Origin of the sequence: Haladaptatus sp. CMSO5 (genome assembly GCF_036689885.1) — an archaeon.
In the GTDB taxonomy this organism is placed as follows: domain Archaea; phylum Halobacteriota; class Halobacteria; order Halobacteriales; family Halococcaceae; genus QDMS2.
On record NZ_JBAHVW010000001.1, the window covers coordinates 1,281,828 to 1,298,478 of the forward strand.

General features: G+C 63.9%; 16 protein-coding genes. 6 read left to right on the top strand and 10 right to left on the bottom strand.

Going from position 1 to position 16,651, the window contains the following annotated elements; genetic code table 11:
- The gene (gene folP / locus V5N12_RS06765) at positions 1-2,433 is read right to left on the bottom strand and encodes a dihydropteroate synthase (RefSeq protein WP_332898392.1); all 2,433 of its coding nucleotides are present in this window, start codon (positions 2,431-2,433) and stop codon (positions 1-3) included.
- A 111-nt stretch (positions 2,434-2,544) separates the two neighbouring features.
- Entirely contained in the window at positions 2,545-4,122 is a 1,578-nt protein-coding gene (purH, locus tag V5N12_RS06770; protein WP_332898393.1) for a bifunctional phosphoribosylaminoimidazolecarboxamide formyltransferase/IMP cyclohydrolase, read from the bottom strand.
- Between the two features lie 168 nt (positions 4,123-4,290).
- Here purH and purB point away from each other — a divergent pair, with 168 nt between their 5' ends.
- Both purB and V5N12_RS06780 read left to right on the top strand, forming a co-directional pair.
- Positions 4,291-5,694, top strand: coding sequence for an adenylosuccinate lyase (purB, locus tag V5N12_RS06775; protein WP_332898394.1), 1,404 nt, complete (start codon positions 4,291-4,293; stop codon positions 5,692-5,694).
- A gap of 74 nt (positions 5,695-5,768) precedes the next feature.
- Positions 5,769-6,419, top strand: a complete 651-nt coding sequence (locus V5N12_RS06780) for a TVP38/TMEM64 family protein (protein ID WP_332898395.1) — start codon at positions 5,769-5,771, stop codon at positions 6,417-6,419.
- Here the strand turns inward: V5N12_RS06780 and V5N12_RS06785 are convergent.
- The 6 genes from V5N12_RS06785 to dapA are packed head-to-tail and all read right to left on the bottom strand — an operon-like array spanning position 6,416 to position 12,088.
- On the bottom strand, positions 6,416-7,489 hold the full coding sequence (locus V5N12_RS06785) for a M20 family metallopeptidase (protein WP_332898396.1): 1,074 nt from the start codon (positions 7,487-7,489) through the stop codon (positions 6,416-6,418). The two genes, V5N12_RS06780 and V5N12_RS06785, sit on opposite strands and share 4 nt — an antisense overlap.
- Before the next feature lies 1 nt (position 7,490).
- Positions 7,491-8,357 carry a diaminopimelate epimerase gene (dapF, locus tag V5N12_RS06790; protein WP_332898397.1) on the bottom strand — a complete coding sequence of 289 codons (867 nt, stop codon included), beginning with the start codon at positions 8,355-8,357 and terminating at the stop codon, positions 7,491-7,493.
- Positions 8,354-9,589 (bottom strand): diaminopimelate decarboxylase, encoded by a 1,236-nt coding sequence (lysA, locus tag V5N12_RS06795; protein WP_442904960.1) that lies wholly within the window; start codon positions 9,587-9,589, stop codon positions 8,354-8,356. The genes dapF and lysA overlap by 4 nt, the downstream gene beginning before the upstream one ends.
- A gap of 5 nt (positions 9,590-9,594) precedes the next feature.
- A complete protein-coding gene (locus V5N12_RS06800; protein ID WP_332898399.1) occupies positions 9,595-10,425 on the bottom strand; it encodes a 2,3,4,5-tetrahydropyridine-2,6-dicarboxylate N-succinyltransferase in 831 nt (276 codons plus the stop codon).
- Positions 10,422-11,186 (bottom strand): 4-hydroxy-tetrahydrodipicolinate reductase, encoded by a 765-nt coding sequence (gene dapB / locus V5N12_RS06805; protein ID WP_332898400.1) that lies wholly within the window; start codon positions 11,184-11,186, stop codon positions 10,422-10,424. The genes V5N12_RS06800 and dapB overlap by 4 nt, the downstream gene beginning before the upstream one ends.
- Complete coding sequence (gene dapA / locus V5N12_RS06810) at positions 11,183-12,088, bottom strand: 4-hydroxy-tetrahydrodipicolinate synthase (RefSeq protein ID WP_332898401.1); 906 nt, start codon at positions 12,086-12,088, stop codon at positions 11,183-11,185. The genes dapB and dapA overlap by 4 nt, the downstream gene beginning before the upstream one ends.
- Positions 12,089-12,437: 349 nt before the next feature.
- On the opposite strand from dapA, the gene V5N12_RS06815 reads away from it, so the two are divergent.
- Positions 12,438-12,935, top strand: a complete 498-nt coding sequence (locus V5N12_RS06815; RefSeq protein WP_442904929.1) for a LabA-like NYN domain-containing protein — start codon at positions 12,438-12,440, stop codon at positions 12,933-12,935.
- Here the strand turns inward: V5N12_RS06815 and V5N12_RS06820 are convergent.
- Entirely contained in the window at positions 12,932-13,114 is a 183-nt protein-coding gene (locus V5N12_RS06820) for a hypothetical protein (protein WP_332898403.1), read from the bottom strand. The genes V5N12_RS06815 and V5N12_RS06820 overlap by 4 nt on opposite strands.
- A gap of 149 nt (positions 13,115-13,263) precedes the next feature.
- Between V5N12_RS06820 and V5N12_RS06825 the strand changes: the two genes are divergently transcribed.
- From V5N12_RS06825 to V5N12_RS06835, 3 genes are read left to right on the top strand one after another with little or no spacing between them, the layout of a single operon-like run.
- Positions 13,264-13,731 (top strand): PUA domain-containing protein, encoded by a 468-nt coding sequence (locus V5N12_RS06825; protein WP_332898404.1) that lies wholly within the window; start codon positions 13,264-13,266, stop codon positions 13,729-13,731.
- Between the two features lie 52 nt (positions 13,732-13,783).
- Positions 13,784-14,182, top strand: coding sequence for a nascent polypeptide-associated complex protein (locus V5N12_RS06830; RefSeq protein ID WP_332898405.1), 399 nt, complete (start codon positions 13,784-13,786; stop codon positions 14,180-14,182).
- Positions 14,179-14,901, top strand: coding sequence for a methyltransferase domain-containing protein (locus V5N12_RS06835; protein WP_332898406.1), 723 nt, complete (start codon positions 14,179-14,181; stop codon positions 14,899-14,901). The genes V5N12_RS06830 and V5N12_RS06835 overlap by 4 nt, the downstream gene beginning before the upstream one ends.
- Here V5N12_RS06835 and V5N12_RS06840 read toward each other — a convergent pair whose 3' ends face one another.
- Positions 14,902-16,590 (bottom strand): DUF7096 domain-containing protein, encoded by a 1,689-nt coding sequence (locus tag V5N12_RS06840; protein WP_332898407.1) that lies wholly within the window; start codon positions 16,588-16,590, stop codon positions 14,902-14,904.
- Between the last annotated feature and the right edge of the window lie 61 nt (positions 16,591-16,651).

Here is a 16,651-nt window from a genome sequence, read left to right on the forward strand (position 1 = left end):
TCACTCAAACTGGCTGGGGTCGCGCGCCGCCTGTGCGGCACGAACCGCGGCGACGTTTGCGTCTACATCGTGGACGCGCACGATATCCGCCCCGCGTTCGACCGCGAGCGTCGTCCCCGCGATGGTCGCAGGCAGGCGGTCGTCGGTCTCCTGCCCGACGAGGTCGAACATCGATTTATGGGAGTGGCCAATCAGGACGGGGCAGCCGAGGGCGTGGAGTTCGTTCGCGCGCCCGAGCAACTCGAAGTTCTCTACTGCCGATTTCCCGAAGCCGAGGCCGGGGTCAACGATGATTTGTCGGCGGTCGAGTCCTGCCTTCTCTGCGAGCAACACCTTCTCGTTTAACTCCGCGATGACGTCCTCGACCACATCGTCGTACTCCACGGTGTGTTCCGGGACGACGGGCGCGTCGAGGCTGTGCATGACGACGATGGGCGCGTCGAACTCGGCAGCGACGAAGCGCATCTCCGGGTCTTCTAAGCCGGTCACGTCGTTTACGATGTCGCCACCGGCTTCGAGCGCCGCCCGCGCGACGGCCGCCTTTCGTGTGTCAATCGAGATGAGACATTCGAGGTCTGCGAGTTGTTCGACCACAGGAACGACCCGTGCGATTTCGGCTTCGGTACTCACCTCGTCTGCGCCGGGGCGCGTGCTCTCGCCGCCGATGTCGATGATATCGGCTCCCTCTGCGACGATTTCTTTTCCGCGTGAAACGGCATCCTCGATGGCCTCGTACCGGCCGCCGTCGTGGAAGCTGTCCGGTGTGACGTTCAAAATTCCCATGACGACGGGGCCGTCTTCCCACGGATAGCCGAGTTTCTCGGGGCGCGTCTGAATCGAGAGCGCCTCGCGGATGTCGTCTGCGAACGGCGAGAGGCCGTAGGGTTGGCCGTCGAGTTTGTCTGCGAGGCGCTTGAACTGCGCGAGCGTCCCCATCAACACGACGTCGAATGTCTCGTCGTCTTGGTCGTTGAGCCCCGACAGCGCACACTCACCGCCGAGTGAGAGCATCTCCTCTTTCAGGTACTGTGCCTGGCGCTTTTGGACTCGCGTTTTGAGCACGCGGTGGACGGCCTTGCCCCGCATTCGCCAGACGCCTGCGTCGGTGACGTGTGCGCCCGAGAGCGTTTTGCCCGCGTCGTCTAAGTCCACGATGCGCTTTGGAATCTCGGCTCGTGTCCAGCGCCTGCGGGCTTCTGCGACGACGAACAGCGACCCCGTAATCAGGACACAGTCGTTCGGTCCGGCGTTCGACAGCGCGAGCTCGACGGCGCTTTCGACAGCGCTCCGACGCGACACGTCTGCGACACCCGCGTCCTCGAAGATGCTCGCGAGGACTGCCCGGTCTTGTGAGCGGTCTAAATCGGGTTGGCAGGTGACGACCGAGTTGGGCGTCGGGAGCGCCGCCACCATCGCGCGGTGGTCTTTGTCGCTCATCGCGCCGAACACGAGGTGGAGGTTGTCGTACTCGAACTCTGCGAGCAAGTCAGCAACGACCTCGCACGCACCGGGGTTGTGCGCGCCGTCGAGCACGGTGAGCGGCGACTGACTCATCACCTCGAAGCGCCCCGGCCAGTGGGCTTTACGGAGGCCGCGGGCGATGGTTGCTTCGTCTACGTCTGCGACCTGTCGGGCAAGCGTGGCCGCGATGCCCGCGTTCGCCGCCTGGTGGTCGCCAAGCGCGGGGAGACGCGCCTCAACGTGCCAGTGGGGGCCGGAGAGCCTGACGCGGCCTTCGAGGCCGTCGCGTCCGTCGTAGGCGACCGTCACGTCCGCGTCGTCGCCGCCGACGGTGACGATATCGCCCGCCTGCGTGCGAACCGCATCGAGCGCCGTGCCCGTGGCCGCGGTCACGAGCGGGTTCACGCCGGCGGCGACGTGTGCTTTGTCCGTGGCGATTTCCTCGACGGTATCCCCGAGGTACTGGGTGTGTTCGAGCGAGACGTTCGTCACGGCGCTCGCGATGGGGGACACGGCGCTCGTCGCGTCGTATTTTCCACCAATCCCGACTTCGAGGACAGCCACGTCTACGTCCTGTCTCGCAAACTCCCACACGGCGAGCGCGGTGAGCGTCTCGAAGAAGGTTGGGGATTCGCCCGCCGCGGCCGCCTCAGTGAGATACGGTTTCGTCTGTTCGACAAACGAGATGAGAGCCCGCTTCGAAATCATCCGACCGTTCACCCGGACGCGCTCGCGGACGTCCTCTAAGTGCGGTGAGGTGTAGAGCCCGACCGACAGCCCGGCTTCGCGGAGGGTCGATTCGAGCATCCGAACGGTGCTGCCCTTGCCGTTTGACCCCGCGACTTGTACGAAATCGATGTCGTCGTCGGGACTGCCGAGGTGGTCGAGCAGGGCCCGCGTGGCCTCGGTGCCCGCCCGTGGGGTGAACCGCCGCAGGTCGAAAAGAAAGTTCGCGGCGTCGTGGAACTCCATACAGATGGAATCTTGAGGTGTCCGCTTTAGCCTGTCGAACGTCGGTGGGTGTCGCGTCACACGCGAGGTGAGTGCTACTCGCAACGAGCTTTAAACACGCCTTCGCTGCGCTCAATCGTGCTTAAAGGAACGCTGGCCGGTGAACACCATCGTCATGCCGTGTTCTTCTGCGGCAGCAATCACGTCGTCGTCGTTGACCGAGCCACCGGGCTGGATGACGGCGGTGATACCGGCTTCCGCGGCGGCTTCGATGCCGTCTGGGAACGGGAAGAAGGCGTCTGAAGCCATCACTGCGCCTTCTGCGTCCTTGCCCTCTGCGTGTTCCTCGGCCTTCATCGCGGCGAGGCGGACGGCGTCCACGCGGGAAACCTGTCCCATGCCCACGCCGACGGTTTCCGTGCCCTTCGCGAAGAGAATCCCGTTGGATTTGACGTGCTTCAACGTCTGCCACGCGAACAGCATCGTCTCTAACTCCTCGTCGGACGGCGCTTTTTCCGTGGCGACTTCGAGGTCATCGACGGTGAGTTTCTGGAGGTCGCGTTCCTGAATCAGACGGCCGCCGACGATTGGTTTTTCGACGAGCGTGGACGTAATCTCGTTGAGCGGGCCAACGTCGAGCACGCGCAGGTTTTTCTTCTCGGTGAGTACGTCGAGGGCAGCTTCGGTGTAGCCCGGCGCGACGACAACCTCTTTGAACGAATCGATGATGCGCTCTGCCGTTTTCGCGTCACACGTGCGGTTGAGCGAGACAATGCCCCCGAAGGCGCTCATCGGGTCGGTCGAGAGCGCGTTTTCGTAGGCTTCAGCGAGGGTGTCGGCGGTCGCACAGCCTGCGGGGTTCGCGTGCTTGATGACCGCGGCGGCGGGCTCGTCGAACTCCTTGATGAGGTTCAGCGCGGCGTCCGCGTCGTTGTAGTTATTGTACGACAGCGCCTTCGCGCCCTCGTTGAGCTGGTCTGCGTGGACGACGCTCGCCTCTTCGCAGGTCGCGTCGGCGTAGACGGCGGCTGCTTGGTGGGGATTTTCCCCGTAGCGCAGGTCGGTGAGGTGGTCTGCGGTTTCGACGCGGCGGGCCGGGAACTCGCCACCAACGTCGGCATCGATTTCGACGCCGTCTTCCGAGACGGTGACGGCGTCGTCAGCGAACCACTTGACTGCGCGCGGGTAGGCCTTGTACTCGCCCTCGTAGAGGACGCGCTCTTTGAGCGTCTCCTCGGTGTCGCCGTCGTAGATTGGAATCGGCTCTTGGGTGACGATTGGCCCGGCATCGACCTCCTCGTTGACGACGTGGACAGTGCAGCCGGTGACTTTCACGCCCGCAGAGAGCGCGTCGCCCCACGCGTCCATGCCCTTGAACATCGGGAGCAGGGAGGGGTGGACGTTGAGCGTCGTCGGAGCATTGTTCAAGAATTCGCCGGTCAGGACGCGCATGTAGCCGTCGAGACAGACGAGGTCAAAATCGTAGTCGGCGAGGCGTGCGAGGATGCGCTGTTCGTGTGATTCACGCGATTCACCCGCCTCGCGTTCGACGACTTCCGTGGCGATGCCGCGCTCTGCTGCGGCGTCGAGCACCGGCGCGCCCTCTTGGTTCGTAAGGACGACCTCGACCGCCGCGCCGCCGGGCGCGAGGTCTGCGATGTGCATGAGATTCCGTCCGCGGTTGCTCGCCAGACCAGCGATTCGTGTCATGTGCGAGAGCGCGTCCGCCGGGAGTAAAGTAATTGCGATTGCTGGAGCTATTCTATACGAGTTCGTGCATAAAATGGGTGCGAAAACCGCACTCGTCCAGCGGTTCTATGCACGCCCCTGTGTCCCTCGACCGACACGCTTTTGCTATGCCGGGCGGCAGTCGAAGGTATGTCATCATTCGACGCAGACGGCCCGCTGTTCGCCGTCTCGCCGCTCGACGGGCGATACGGGCGCTACACCAAACCGCTCGCGCCCTACGCCAGCGAGGCCGCGCTCATGCGCGCCCGTGTGCAAGTGGAAGTGGAGTATCTCATCGCGCTCGCCGACCTCGACGCGACACCCCTCGAAATCGCTGACACAGACCGCGAGACGCTGCGCGCCCTCTACAAGGAGTTTGACGCAGACGACGCGGACATCATCAAGCAACTGGAAACGACGGGCTACAAGGAGTACACCGCGACCAACCACGACGTGAAAGCCGTCGAGTACTTCATCCGCGAGGGCCTCCCCGCGTCGCTCGCAGACGCCGGCCCGTGGGTGCACTTCGGCCTCACGAGCGAGGACGTGAACAACCTCGCCCACCGCCTGCTCGTCAAGCCCGCTGTCAAAGAGATTCTCTTGCCCGAACTCTACGAAACCCGCGACGTGCTCATCGCCATGGCCCGCGAGTTCCGCGACCTGCCGATGCTCGCACGCACCCACGGCCAGCCAGCCACGCCGACGACGTTCGGCAAGGAGATGGCCGTCTACGCAGCCCGTCTCGGGCGCACCATCGCCACCATCGAGCGCGCGAGCGACGAAATCTCGGGCAAGCTCGCGGGCGCAAGCGGCACGTACGCCGCCCACCACGTCGCCTACCCGGACGTTGACTGGCGCGCGTTCTCCCGCGAGTTCGTCACCTCACTCGGCCTCGACTACACCCCGCTCGCGACGCAGGTCAACCCGTGTGATGACCTTGCCGCGCTGTTCGGGGCCATCCGCACCGCGAACACCGTCCTCATCGACTTAGACCGCGACATGTGGCTCTACATTTCAGACCGGTATCTCGGCCAGGAGACGGTCGAAGGCGAGACGGGCAGTTCGACGATGCCCCACAAGGTCAACCCAATCGACTTCGAGAACAGCGAGGGTAACCTCTCGAAAGCAAACGCCGACCTCGTGTTCTTGGGCGACTACATCACCACCTCCCGGCTCCAGCGCGACCTCTCGGATTCGACGGTCAAACGCAACATCGGCGCGGCGTTCGCCTACTGCCTCATCGCCTACGGCAAGGTGCAAAAGGGGCTCTCGAAGGTCGTCCCGAACGAGAAGGTCATGCGCGAAGAGCTGGATGCGACGCCGGAAATCATCGGGGAAGCCGTCCAGACCATCCTCCGACGCGAGGGCCACGAGGACGCCTACGAGCGCGTGAAAGCCCTCTCGCGGGGCCAGCGCGTCACCCTCGACGATTTCCGCGCGCTCTTCGACGACTTAGACGTCTCAGAGGACGTGCGCGACGAACTCCACGCGCTCACGCCTGCGGGCTACACGGGCATCGCCGCCGACCTCGTAGACGACATCGATTCGGCGTAGACAGTTATCCACGTCCCTCGCGTACGGGTAGGTACGTGAAAATTTTCGTTTCGGCTGACGGGCGGCGCGGATTTGTGCTTCGTGTAGCCGCCTTCGTGCTCTTTTTTGCCGCCCTCCTCTTGGTGAGTCGACAGGCACTCCCGCTGTTCGCAAACCCGGAGTATGCTCGCACGCTCATCGCAGGCTACGGCTCGCTTGCGCCGCTCGTCTTTATCGGCCTCCAAATCACACAGGTCGTCATCGCTCCCATCCCCGGACAGGCGATGGGGGTGGTGAGCGGCTACCTCTTTGGCGCGGCGCTCGGCACGCTCTACAGCGTGATTGGCGCGGCCATCGGGAGCTTTCTCGCCGCGGGCATCGCCCGGCGGTTTGGCCGCCCCTACGTCACCCGTGTCGTCCACCCGGACACGCTTGCCCGGTTCGACGGCGTCACCGACCGCCGGGGCGCAGCGGGCCTGTTTCTTGCCTTTTTAGTCCCCGGCCTGCCCGACGACGCCATCTGTTTCGTCGCCGGACTCACTCGGCTCTCGCTGTCGCGCATCGTCCTCATCGCCATTCTCGGGCGCGCCCCGTCGCTCTTGCTCACGAATCTGGTGGGCGCGGAACTCGCCAGCAGGAATCTTGCGACGGCGGCGATACTCGGCGTGCTGGTGCTCGCGCTCTCAATTTTCGGCTACGCGAATCGTGAGGCGCTCGCCGCGTGGGTCGCAGGCGACGGGAGTTAGGAGAGAAACGACGCGACGGTTTCGGTGATAGCCGCTCCCGCTGCTTCGACCTCTGAGAAGCGGACGTACTCGCGCGGCGCGTGGGCGACTGCACCCTCGTCGTCTGCGAGCACGCCGGGGCCGAACACGACCGTCGGCGCGTCTGCGGCGAAGTAGGACGCTTCGGTCGCCGCCGAGAACGGGCAGATGTCGCCACCCGACGCGGCCGCGAGCGTCTGCGCCAGTTTGCCGTCGTCGTCGGTCTCGAACGCTTCGAGAAACGGCGTCGGGCGCTCGGTGAGCGCGAACGTACACTCGAAGTCGGGGACGTGTTCGCGGAGGTGGGCTTCGAGCGAGGTTGTGAACGAGTCGGCGGTTTCGGGCGGGACGCTCCGGCGGTCAACGGTGATGCGACACTCGGCAGGAACCTGATTCGACGCGGTTCCGCCGTCAATCATCGTGGGCGTGAGCGTCGCTGCGCCGAGTTCGGGATGCACCGGCGGGGCGTCGTCGCGTTCGAGGAACGTATCGAGCGCGCGAAGCACCTGTCCCGCCCCGGTGACGGCGTTTTTCCCCGACTGTGGCTCTGCGGCGTGGGCGTTGTCGCCGTGGACGGTAATCGTCCCCTCGAAGCGGCCTTTCGCCGCGTTGCACACGTCGAGATTCGTGGGCTCGCCAACGATGTAGGCGTCTGCTGAAATGTCGAGGGCGGCCGCGCCGAGCGACAGCACTTCCTCGTCGGGTGTGATGGCGAGGGTGAGTTTGCCGCGCACGACGTTGGTATTGAAAAACGCGACGAGAAGGGCGGTGAGCGGCCCCTTCGCGTCGCACGACCCGCGCCCGCGGATGATATCGCCGTCGCGCGAGAACTCGACGTGCGGCGGGACGGTGTCGATGTGGGTATTGAGGACGACGTGTGGCCCGGGTTCGTCGCCGTCGCGTGTGGAAATGGTGTTGCCCGCGTCGTCTACGCGCACACCAAAGCCTTCGGCTTCGATGGTCGAAACGAGCAATTCGCGCATCGCAGACACGTCCTCGGTCGAGGGTGTCTGTACCGCAGTTTCGAGAAATGATTCGGGGTCGAACGCCACCTCAGGCCTCCGTCGGGTCAAGCCGTCCGGGCTTGCTTCCGGCCACCTCACCCCGAAAATCGAGTTCGACTGGCCCCCAGAGGTAGGCGGGGCCGTCGGTGAGCGTGACTTCGAGGTCGCCGCCGGGCGGCGAGACGGGAACCGGGTCTGCCCCCGAAACGAGGCCGAGTTCGCGCGCCGCGGCAGCGATTGCGACCGCGCCCGTGCCACACGACTTGGTTTCGCCTTCGACGCCGCGCTCGAAGGTGCGCTGGTCAAACCCACCGTCTGCGCGCTGGCTGGCGAAGTTGACGTTCGCACCCTCGGGGAAGCATTCTGCGTGGCGGATGGCTGGGGCCACCGCTTCGAGGTCGATCTCGGAAACGTCGTCCACGAAGATGACGGCGTGTGGGACGCCCGTGTTCACGGCCGTGACGCGGTAGCCTTCGATTTCCTGGTCTACGACCGGCGCGTCTGCGACGACCGGAACGTCGTCGGGTTCGAACGCGGGCTTTCCCATCTCGATGGTTACGCCGTTGGGTTCGATGCGGGCGTGACGGGTTCCCGCCTGCGTATCAATCATTATCTCCGCTTCGCCGGTGCGTTCTGCGGCCCACGCCGCCGCACACCGCGCGCCGTTGCCACACATCGCCGCCGTCGAGCCGTCTGGCTGGACGAGCGTCATGACGACGCGCGGCGGCGAGTAGCGGTCTTCGAGCGCGAGAAAGAGCACGCCGTCTGCGCCCACGCGGTCGCTTGCGGGGTCTGAAACGCCGGTCTCGCGGTTACACAGCGAAGTGGCGAGCGCCCGTCGGTCGGGGACTGCCTCTGCTGCGTCTACTAGTACGAAGTCGTTTCCGGTTCCGTGGTACTTGTCGAATCGAATCATGGTTCTTCTAAGCTGGTTACGTCGGCGAGGGTTTCGCGGCGTACCGCCAGATACGCCTTGCCCTCGTCGAGACAGACGACCGCGGGTCGCGGTCGCGAGTTGTACTGACTGGCCATTTCGTAGCCGTATGCGCCAGCGTTACCGATACAGAGCAGGTCGCCGCGGGCGGGTGCTGGCAGAACCCGGCCGGTGGCGAAAATATCGCTCGTCTCGCAGATTGGGCCTGCGACGAGCGTTTCTACGGCCTCGCGCTCCCCTGCATCGGGCGCGAGGTTTCGAATTTCGTGGTACGAGCCGTACATCGCCGGTCGGACGAGCGTCGTCATTCCGGCATCGACGCCCACGACGAGCGTCTCGGGCGTCGGCTTCGCAGTGTTGACGCGGGTGAGCAACACGCCCGCGTCGGCGACGAAGTAGCGACCCGGTTCGATTGCGAGTTGGGCGTCCACCTCACCGAGCGCATCGCGGGTCGCCTCGGCCACCGCTGCGATGTCGAGCGGCGGTTCGGCTTCTTTGTATGGAACGCCGAAGCCACCGCCGACGTTGACGAACTCAAGCGGAACGGGCGACTCGCGGGCGAGCGCGCCCATTCGACTCACGAGTTCGCGGTGGGCGGAGAGGTCATCACCCGAAATCCCACTGCCCGCGTGGGCGTGGATACCGACTACGTCGAAGCCGCGGTCTGCGGCGGCTGCGAGCAACGATGGAACCTCGTCGTACGGGACGCCGAACTTCGGGTCGGTGCCCGTCGTCACCTTTTCGTGGTGCCCCGCGCCGACGCCCGGATTCACGCGGACGGCGAGCTTGCCGAAAAAGTCGCGCTCTGCGAGGCGCTCGAGCGTGTCGGCCGCTCCAATCGTGATGGTGAGCAGGTGGTCGGCTGCGAGCGCGCACACGTGGTCTAAATCTTCACTCGGGGGATTAACCGCGGTGTAGCGCACCTCGCTTCCCGTGAAACCGGCGTCCAGCGAGCGCTGGACTTCGCCTGCTGAGGCGCACTCCGCGCCAACTCCCTCATCGCGCAGGGCGCGGAGGACGGGCTTCGAGGTGTTTGCCTTCGTCGCGTAGCTCACCTCAGCGTCCGGGAACGCCGCGCGGATGCGCCGGGCGTTCTCACGGACGCGAGCGATGTCGTAGACGTACAGCGGCGTGTCGTAGGCCTCTGCGAGCTGGTGCAGGCGGTCTGCCCCCCACTCGCTGAGCCTGCGTACGTCGGGGTTCACGCCGCTCACGTCGTTCATTCGCGCAGTGCCTCCTCGCGGGCGGTCGCTTCGAGCGTGGTCGCCTCGATGTCCGTCGCCACGACGGCTGGCTTGTACGCCCCGCCGGCAAACAGGTCGTGGTCGCCAATCGAGGATTCGACAAAGCGCGTAAAGGCGCGGCGGTTTGCGGGCAGTTCGCCGTAGATGACTTCCTCAGAGACGAGGTCGTAGACGGGGATACGCGGGGTCAACAGCGTGTTTTCGCCCACAATCGAGTTCTCACCGACGACGAACCCGGAGGTCACCCGACAGCCCGCACCGAGCGAGACGCCATCTTCGACGATGACGGGCGCGTTCTCGACGGGTTCTAAGACGCCGCCGATGAGCGTGTTCGCGCCGAGCTTGACGTTCTCACCGATTTGGGCACAGGAGCCAACGGTGTCACACGAGTCGACGAGGGTGCCGTCACCGACGTGCGCGCCGATGTTGACGTAGGCCGGACTCATCAAAATCGCGTTCGAGCCGATGTACGCGCCGCGGCGGATGACCGTCCCGTCCGGCGTGTTACGCGTGCCCTTCTCCAGCAGGTCGCTCGTGTCGCGCAGCGGGAGCACGTCGTGGTAGGTCACGTCGCCGTAGGTGCGCGGTTCGGTGTTGCGGAGGCCGAAGTTCAGCAGGATGCCCTGCTTGACCCACTCGTTTGCCTCCCACGAGCCGCCGCGCTTTTCGGCGGCGCGAATCTCACCGGCTTCGAGCGCTTCTAAGAACGCGTCGAGTTCTGCGAGTTCGGCGTCGCCGACGTCGGCGGCCGTCAGTCCGTCTTGCTTTCGTTGCCACAGGGTTTCGATTGTCGCTTGTAAGCTCATTGAGCGTCTCCAATTACGTCTGCAAAGTCGTACCAGCCAGCGTCGCGTGGGGCGACCCACACGGCCGCATCGAGCGCGCCGGCGGCGAACACCCCGCGGCTTTCCGCGCGGTGGGTGAGTGTGACTACCTCATCGTTCCCAGCAAGGAGTACCTCGTGTTCCCCGCGAATGTTGCCCGCTCGTCGCACGAGGACGCCGACTTCGTCGTCTGCACGCGGGGCGTCTCCCTCGCGGCCGTACACGCGAGTGAGGTCGCGTTGTTCATCGATGCGGTCTAAAAGCATGTTCGCCGTCCCGCTTGGCGCGTCGCGCTTTGCGTTGTGGTGGGTTTCGACGAGTTCGATGTCGTAGTCAGGCAGGGCCGCAACGGCCTCGTCTACGACATTGAGCAACGCCTGAATCCCACGGGCGAAGTTCGAGGATTCGAGGACGGGAACCGATTCGCTCGCGGTTTCGAGCGCGGCGTACTGCTCTTCACTGAATCCGGTCGTCCCGACGACGACGGCGACGCCCGCCTCCGCACAGGCGGTGACGTATTCGACCGACGACTCGGGGACGGTGAAGTCTACGAGCACGTCGGGTTGGTGTTCTTCGAGCAGGGCGGGCAGGGCGTCGTCTGCTTCGAGCGTCACGTCCATCGCGACGTCTTCTGGATCGCGGCTCACGGCGAAGACGAGTTCAACGTCGTCACGGTCGCGCGCGAGCGCGATGACCTCCTGTCCCATCCGGCCCGTCGCACCGGTGACCGCAACCCGCGTCATCGGGCGAGCGGTGCCTCCGCATCTTGTAAGTCTGCGAGCACCTCACGGAGTGCGTCGAGGTTCTTCTCGCCCATGCGCGACAGCGGCGGGCGCATCGCACCCGTGCCGTGCCCGCGGATGGCGAGCGCTTCGTTGATTGGAATCGGGTTGGTCTCGATGAACAGCGCGCGGAACAGTGGCCCGAGTTCGTAGTGGAGTTCGCGGGCCATCTCGTAGTCGCCGTCGAGTGCCGCGCCGACCATCGCGCAGGTGCGCTCTGGTTCGACGTTTCCGGCGACGCTGATGGTGCCGGTCGCACCCATCGAAATCATCGGGAGCGTGAGGCCGTCGTCACCGGAGAGGACCGCGAAGTCCTCGTCTTGGGTCTTCTCTAACACTTCACCGACCCGATTCAGGTCGCCGCTCGCGGCCTTGTAGCCGAGGATGTTTGGGTGGCTGGCGAGGTTGACGGCGGTTTGTACCGCAATGTTTCGCCCGGTGCGGCTCGGGACGTTGTAGATAATCTGTGGGAGGTCAACCTCGTCTGCAACCGTCCGGAAGTGTTCTTCCATGCCCGCCGGTTCCGGCTTGTTGTAGTACGGCGAGATGAGCAAGAGAGCGTCTGCGCCCGCGTCCGCCGCGCGGTGTGAGAGCGAGACGGCTTCTCGCGTCGAGTTCGAGCCGGAGCCAGCGATGACGGGCACGTCGGAGACGGCATCGACGACGCACTCGATGACTTCGATGTGTTCGTCGTGGGTCAGCGTCGCGCTCTCGCCGGTCGTCCCGACGGGAACGAGGCCGTCTACGCCAGCTTCTTCGAGTCGCTGGGCGTCTGCTGCAAGTTGGTCAAAGTCGATACTCAGGTCGTCTGCGAACGGCGTGACCATCGCGGGGAACACGCCACTGAATGTTTGGTCTGTCATTGTGGTTGGGGTCTGTCGTAATTTACGTGCGCTCTGCGGTCAAAGAGTAGCTCACAACGGAGGTGCCAGTTCCGCCGCGAACAAGGTGTGCTCACGCACGTTTGCGTTTAGGGCCCCAAAAACGTCGCACGCCACCCACACCACTGGCTGTTGTCGTGGTGGTCGTTGGTGTGGCGCGTCGCATACGAATCTCACAGTGTCGCCGCTACTTAGGCATTGCGCCAGTTGCGAACCCTGCCGTCGCCGTCTTCGAGTCTCATGGCATGTGTGCACACAGTCCATGCCCAACCATCGTCACAAAAAACCGGCGAGGGCAAACACCTTTCTTTCAGGCGTCTGAATGGTGGACATGGGTATTCACCATACGGGCCAGCGCGTCGCCCTTCTCGTTGACGCGCAGAATCTCTATCACTCCGCACAGAGCCTCTATTCACGGAATATCGACTATACGACGCTTCTCAACGAGGCGGTCGATGGCCGCAGACTTACCCGGGCGATTGCGTACGTGATTCGGGCAGATTCCCCAGATGAAGAGAGTTTTTTTGATGCACTGAACGACATCGGTTTTGAGACGAAAATCAAGGACATCCAAACGTTCGCAGACGGCTCGAAAAAGGCCGACTGGGACGTTGGCATGAGTTTAGACGCGGTCACCCTCGCGCCACACCACGACACGCTCGTGCTCTGTACCGGCGACGGTGACTTCAGCCGCCTCTGTTCGCACGTCCGCCATCAGGGCTGTCGCGTCGAGGTGATGGCGTTCAAAGAATCGACCTCGGAGTCACTCATCAACGCCGCAGACTCCTTTACTAACTTCAGCGAAAATCGAGACGACTTTTTGCTTTAGACCGGGCGACCGGTTTCCGACGTGCCGATGAGAAGCGACCCTGCAGCCATGCCAAGCGCGGCGAGGGCGCCGAGGACGACGGGTACTGGGGAACCGAGGAAGCTAATCGCGAACAGCACGATAGTGCTCACCAGCAGGGCCAGCGTGCCGAAAGTTACTCTCGTTTTCTCGTTGCTCATACCCGGGCTATAGCAGTTCTCCCATATGAGCGTTCTGGAAAACCGTGACACTGCGGCGCATTACCAATGATAATTCGTGATTGTGATGCGGGTGCAATTGACACGGTCGGGTAAAAGGCGTTTTATCTCCGAATCCCAAACGTCGGCCAATGAGTAACGCAAGCGAGCGTGCGGACCTCCGCACCATCGCAGACTATCAGTTCGGCGCGGGCGCAGGCGAGGGGCTCTTTGCGGGCGACATCGCAATCGAGCGCTCCAGCAACGGCCGCCCTCAGCAGATTCGCGTCGACGGCGAGCGCATCGTCTCGTTCGGTCTCGACGGCCGATTTACCCTCGGCGTCCGCGGCGGTCGTCGCCTCCGTGACGCTTTACCTGCGCCACAGGCTAGAGTCATCGTCGGAGACGAGAGCGAGCCGTTCGTCCGTGACGGCAAGAACGTGTTCGCAAAGTTCGTGAGCGACGTAGACCCCGAAATTCGCCCCGGCGACGAGGTGCTCGTGGTACACGAAACCGGTTCCCTGCTTGCGGTCGGGCGCGCAGAGCTGTCGGCAGCGGCCATGCGCGATTTCGAGACGGGGATGGCGGTCAAAGTCAGACACGGCGCGTCAGAGCAGTAGCTGAGAGCGGTCGGTCGCTAGTCTTTTGCCTCCGGGCTTCAAGTCTGCAGGTATGTTTGGAGGAGGCGGACTCAACCCGCGCAAGATGAAGCAGATGATGAAACAGATGGGCATCGAAGTCGAAGACATCGATGCAGAAGAGGTCATCATCCGAACGAAAGACGAAGACCTCGTGTTCACTGACGCCGACGTCCAGCAGATGGACGCTCAGGGCCAGAAAACCTACCAGATCGTTGGCGAGCCAGAATCCCGTCCACGCGGTGCGGGCGACAGTACGCCAGCGGTCGAAGGTGACGCCGTGGCCGAAGAAGACGCGTCCACCGAGGTGGAGATTCCTGACTCAGACGTCGAAATCGTCGCCCAGCGAACGGGCGCAAGCGCCACAGAGGCCCGCGACGCACTCGAAGCGGAAAACGGCGACCTCGCCGCCGCAATCTCCCGGTTAGAGTGACCGTCCTACTGGTTCACGGCTCTCGTGAGTACCTGCGCGAGCCGGGCGATGAGTTACAAACAGACCTCGGCGTGCTGCAAATTCCGGAAGACGTAGAACCCGGCCAGACGCTCTATACGCACTTAGATGAGCCGTTCACCGTCCGCCGGATGCGCGGCCCCGACCTGTTCAACCACTTAGAGCGGACGGGCGCGCCGATGCTCCCGCGCGACATCGGCCTCATCGTCGGCACCGTGGGCCTCGCCGCAGACGACACCGTCCTCGATGCGGGTACGGGCACCGGCATCCTCTCTGCGTACATGGGTCGCATGGGCGCAGACGTGACGACCTTCGAGCGAAACGAGGAGTTCGCAGCGGTTGCGCGCCAGAACATGCAGATGGCAGGCGTCGCGGACACGGTTTCCGTGCGAACCGGCGACATCACCGACAATCTGGACGACCTTGGCGAGTTCGACGTACTCACCCTCGACACGGGCGATGCCGCAGCCGTCGTGGCGCACGCCCCCGACCTGCTCGAAAGCGGCGGGTTCGTCGCTATCTACTCGCCGTTCGTCGAACACACGCGCGATGCGGTCGAGGCCGCCCGCGAGGCTGGCCTCAGTGACATCGAGACAATCGAGACTATCCAGCGCAAGATGGACTTCGACGAACGCGGCTCGCGGCCCTCGACGAAAGGCGTCGGGCACACGGGCTATCTCACGTTCGCAAGAAACAGCTAATCAGGCCGTCACCGACGTGTCGGTGCCGCCGTCGGTCACATTTTCCGAGGTATTCCGAACCGCCGTCACCACATCGTCAGTCGCGTTGGCCGGGTCGTCGGTGACGTTTCCGCCAATCGGGTCTTGCGTCACGGTGTCCGGGGCGTCAGTGGTCGTATTCGGCGTGGTTGTCGAATCGGGTTCGCGGGAGTCAGATGCGGGTTTGGTGGTCGGCTCGTCCGTTTTATCGCTCTCTCGGGCACCGCCGTCGAGCGTCGCCGTGCCGTTTTCGATGACGAACGTGAACGCCGCGCCGAGCTTTCCTTTCGCAACTTCGATGTCGAGGGTGTCTGTGGCGTCAGTCGCAAACTCCACCGTGCCGTCTGCGTTCGTCCGGCCAACCTCGCGGCCCTCAGCGAAAACGAGTGCGCCGGGAACGGGTTTGTCGTTGTAGAGTATGGTCACCGTCGCAACGCCGTTTTCGACGGTGGCTGTGGCATCTAAATCACGAAAAACCGAGTCGCGTTGGTTCTTGGTATTAAAATCGAATTCGAGTTCGCCTTCTGCATCACCGCGGACGCCTGTGATAGTCACGTCTTCTTCGGGCAACGTGAGCGTGAGTTGTCCGTCTGCATTCGTCGTCCCTACCCGCTCGCCGTTCACCAAGATGGCGACATCACCAGCCACCTCGCCGTTCGAAAACGCTTGAATGGTCACTTCTTGCCCGGGCGCGGCCGTTCCCTGTGCGACGACGAGCGCCAGCTCTTCTTGGCGTTTGTCATCAGCTCCGTTCCCGCGTTTGAGCGATTCATCGAGCGAGAACACCGTCCCAGTCGAGGCGTCTACGAGTACGGTCGCCGTTCCAGCGCCAGTCGCCGTGTCGAGTCGGAACTCGAAGCGGTAGAACCCGCGGCGTTCGTTCACGCTCGATTTGGTGAGCTGCCAGCCGTCTGCTGGGCCGCGAAGGGCGTCGCGCGCGGCGTCAAGCGCCTCTTGCTGAGTGATAGAGACGCTGTTGTCATCGTCTCGCTGGTGTTTCGTCGTCCGTGAGCGGTCGGTGTCGCCGTCTTCGACCCGGATGGTCAGCCCGTTGTCCGTTTCGAGGTGGACGTTGCCGGTACCTTCACCGACGAACCGCTTTTGGAGCGCGGACGCCCCCGGCCCGGTGAGCGGTTCGAGGTCAGTCGCCGCTCCGGCGAGCGTGCTCTGATTTACACCCACCGCAGAAAGGTCGAGGCCCGAAAGCCGTTCGACGCGGGTTTCGGTCTGGTCGATGCTCCGCAGGACGTTCTCGGCGCGCGCGTTCAACATAGCAAGCCGCTGGGCGTACTGTGCGCGGGTGAGGTCGCCCGCTTCGTACTGCGCGGTCACTCGTTCGTATTCTGCCCGGATGTCCGCTGCTCTCGCGTCGAGTCGTTCGATGCGTTTGGCGACGATTCGAGCCTGCGTGCTCGCGTTCGCCTCGTCGATCTGACTCTCGAACACTTCGTCGTTGAACTCGGTTTGGAGGCTATCGCCCGTCGTGGCCATCACTGTCGAGAGTTGGGCACCAACAGTAACAGACACGTTTGAATCGTTTTCCGCCGCCTGCTGGGAACTCGCACTCGCAGCAACACCGCTTGCGTCGAATGGGAGGGCCAGCACAGGGGCGGCTCCTCCGATGACGAGTATCGCGGCGAGGAGCACAGCGAGGTTCTTCCCCAGTGTCATTGTCAGTATTTCTATCCTATTACACTATAAAAGGGCGCGAACGTTCGAATCGGTTTGAGAC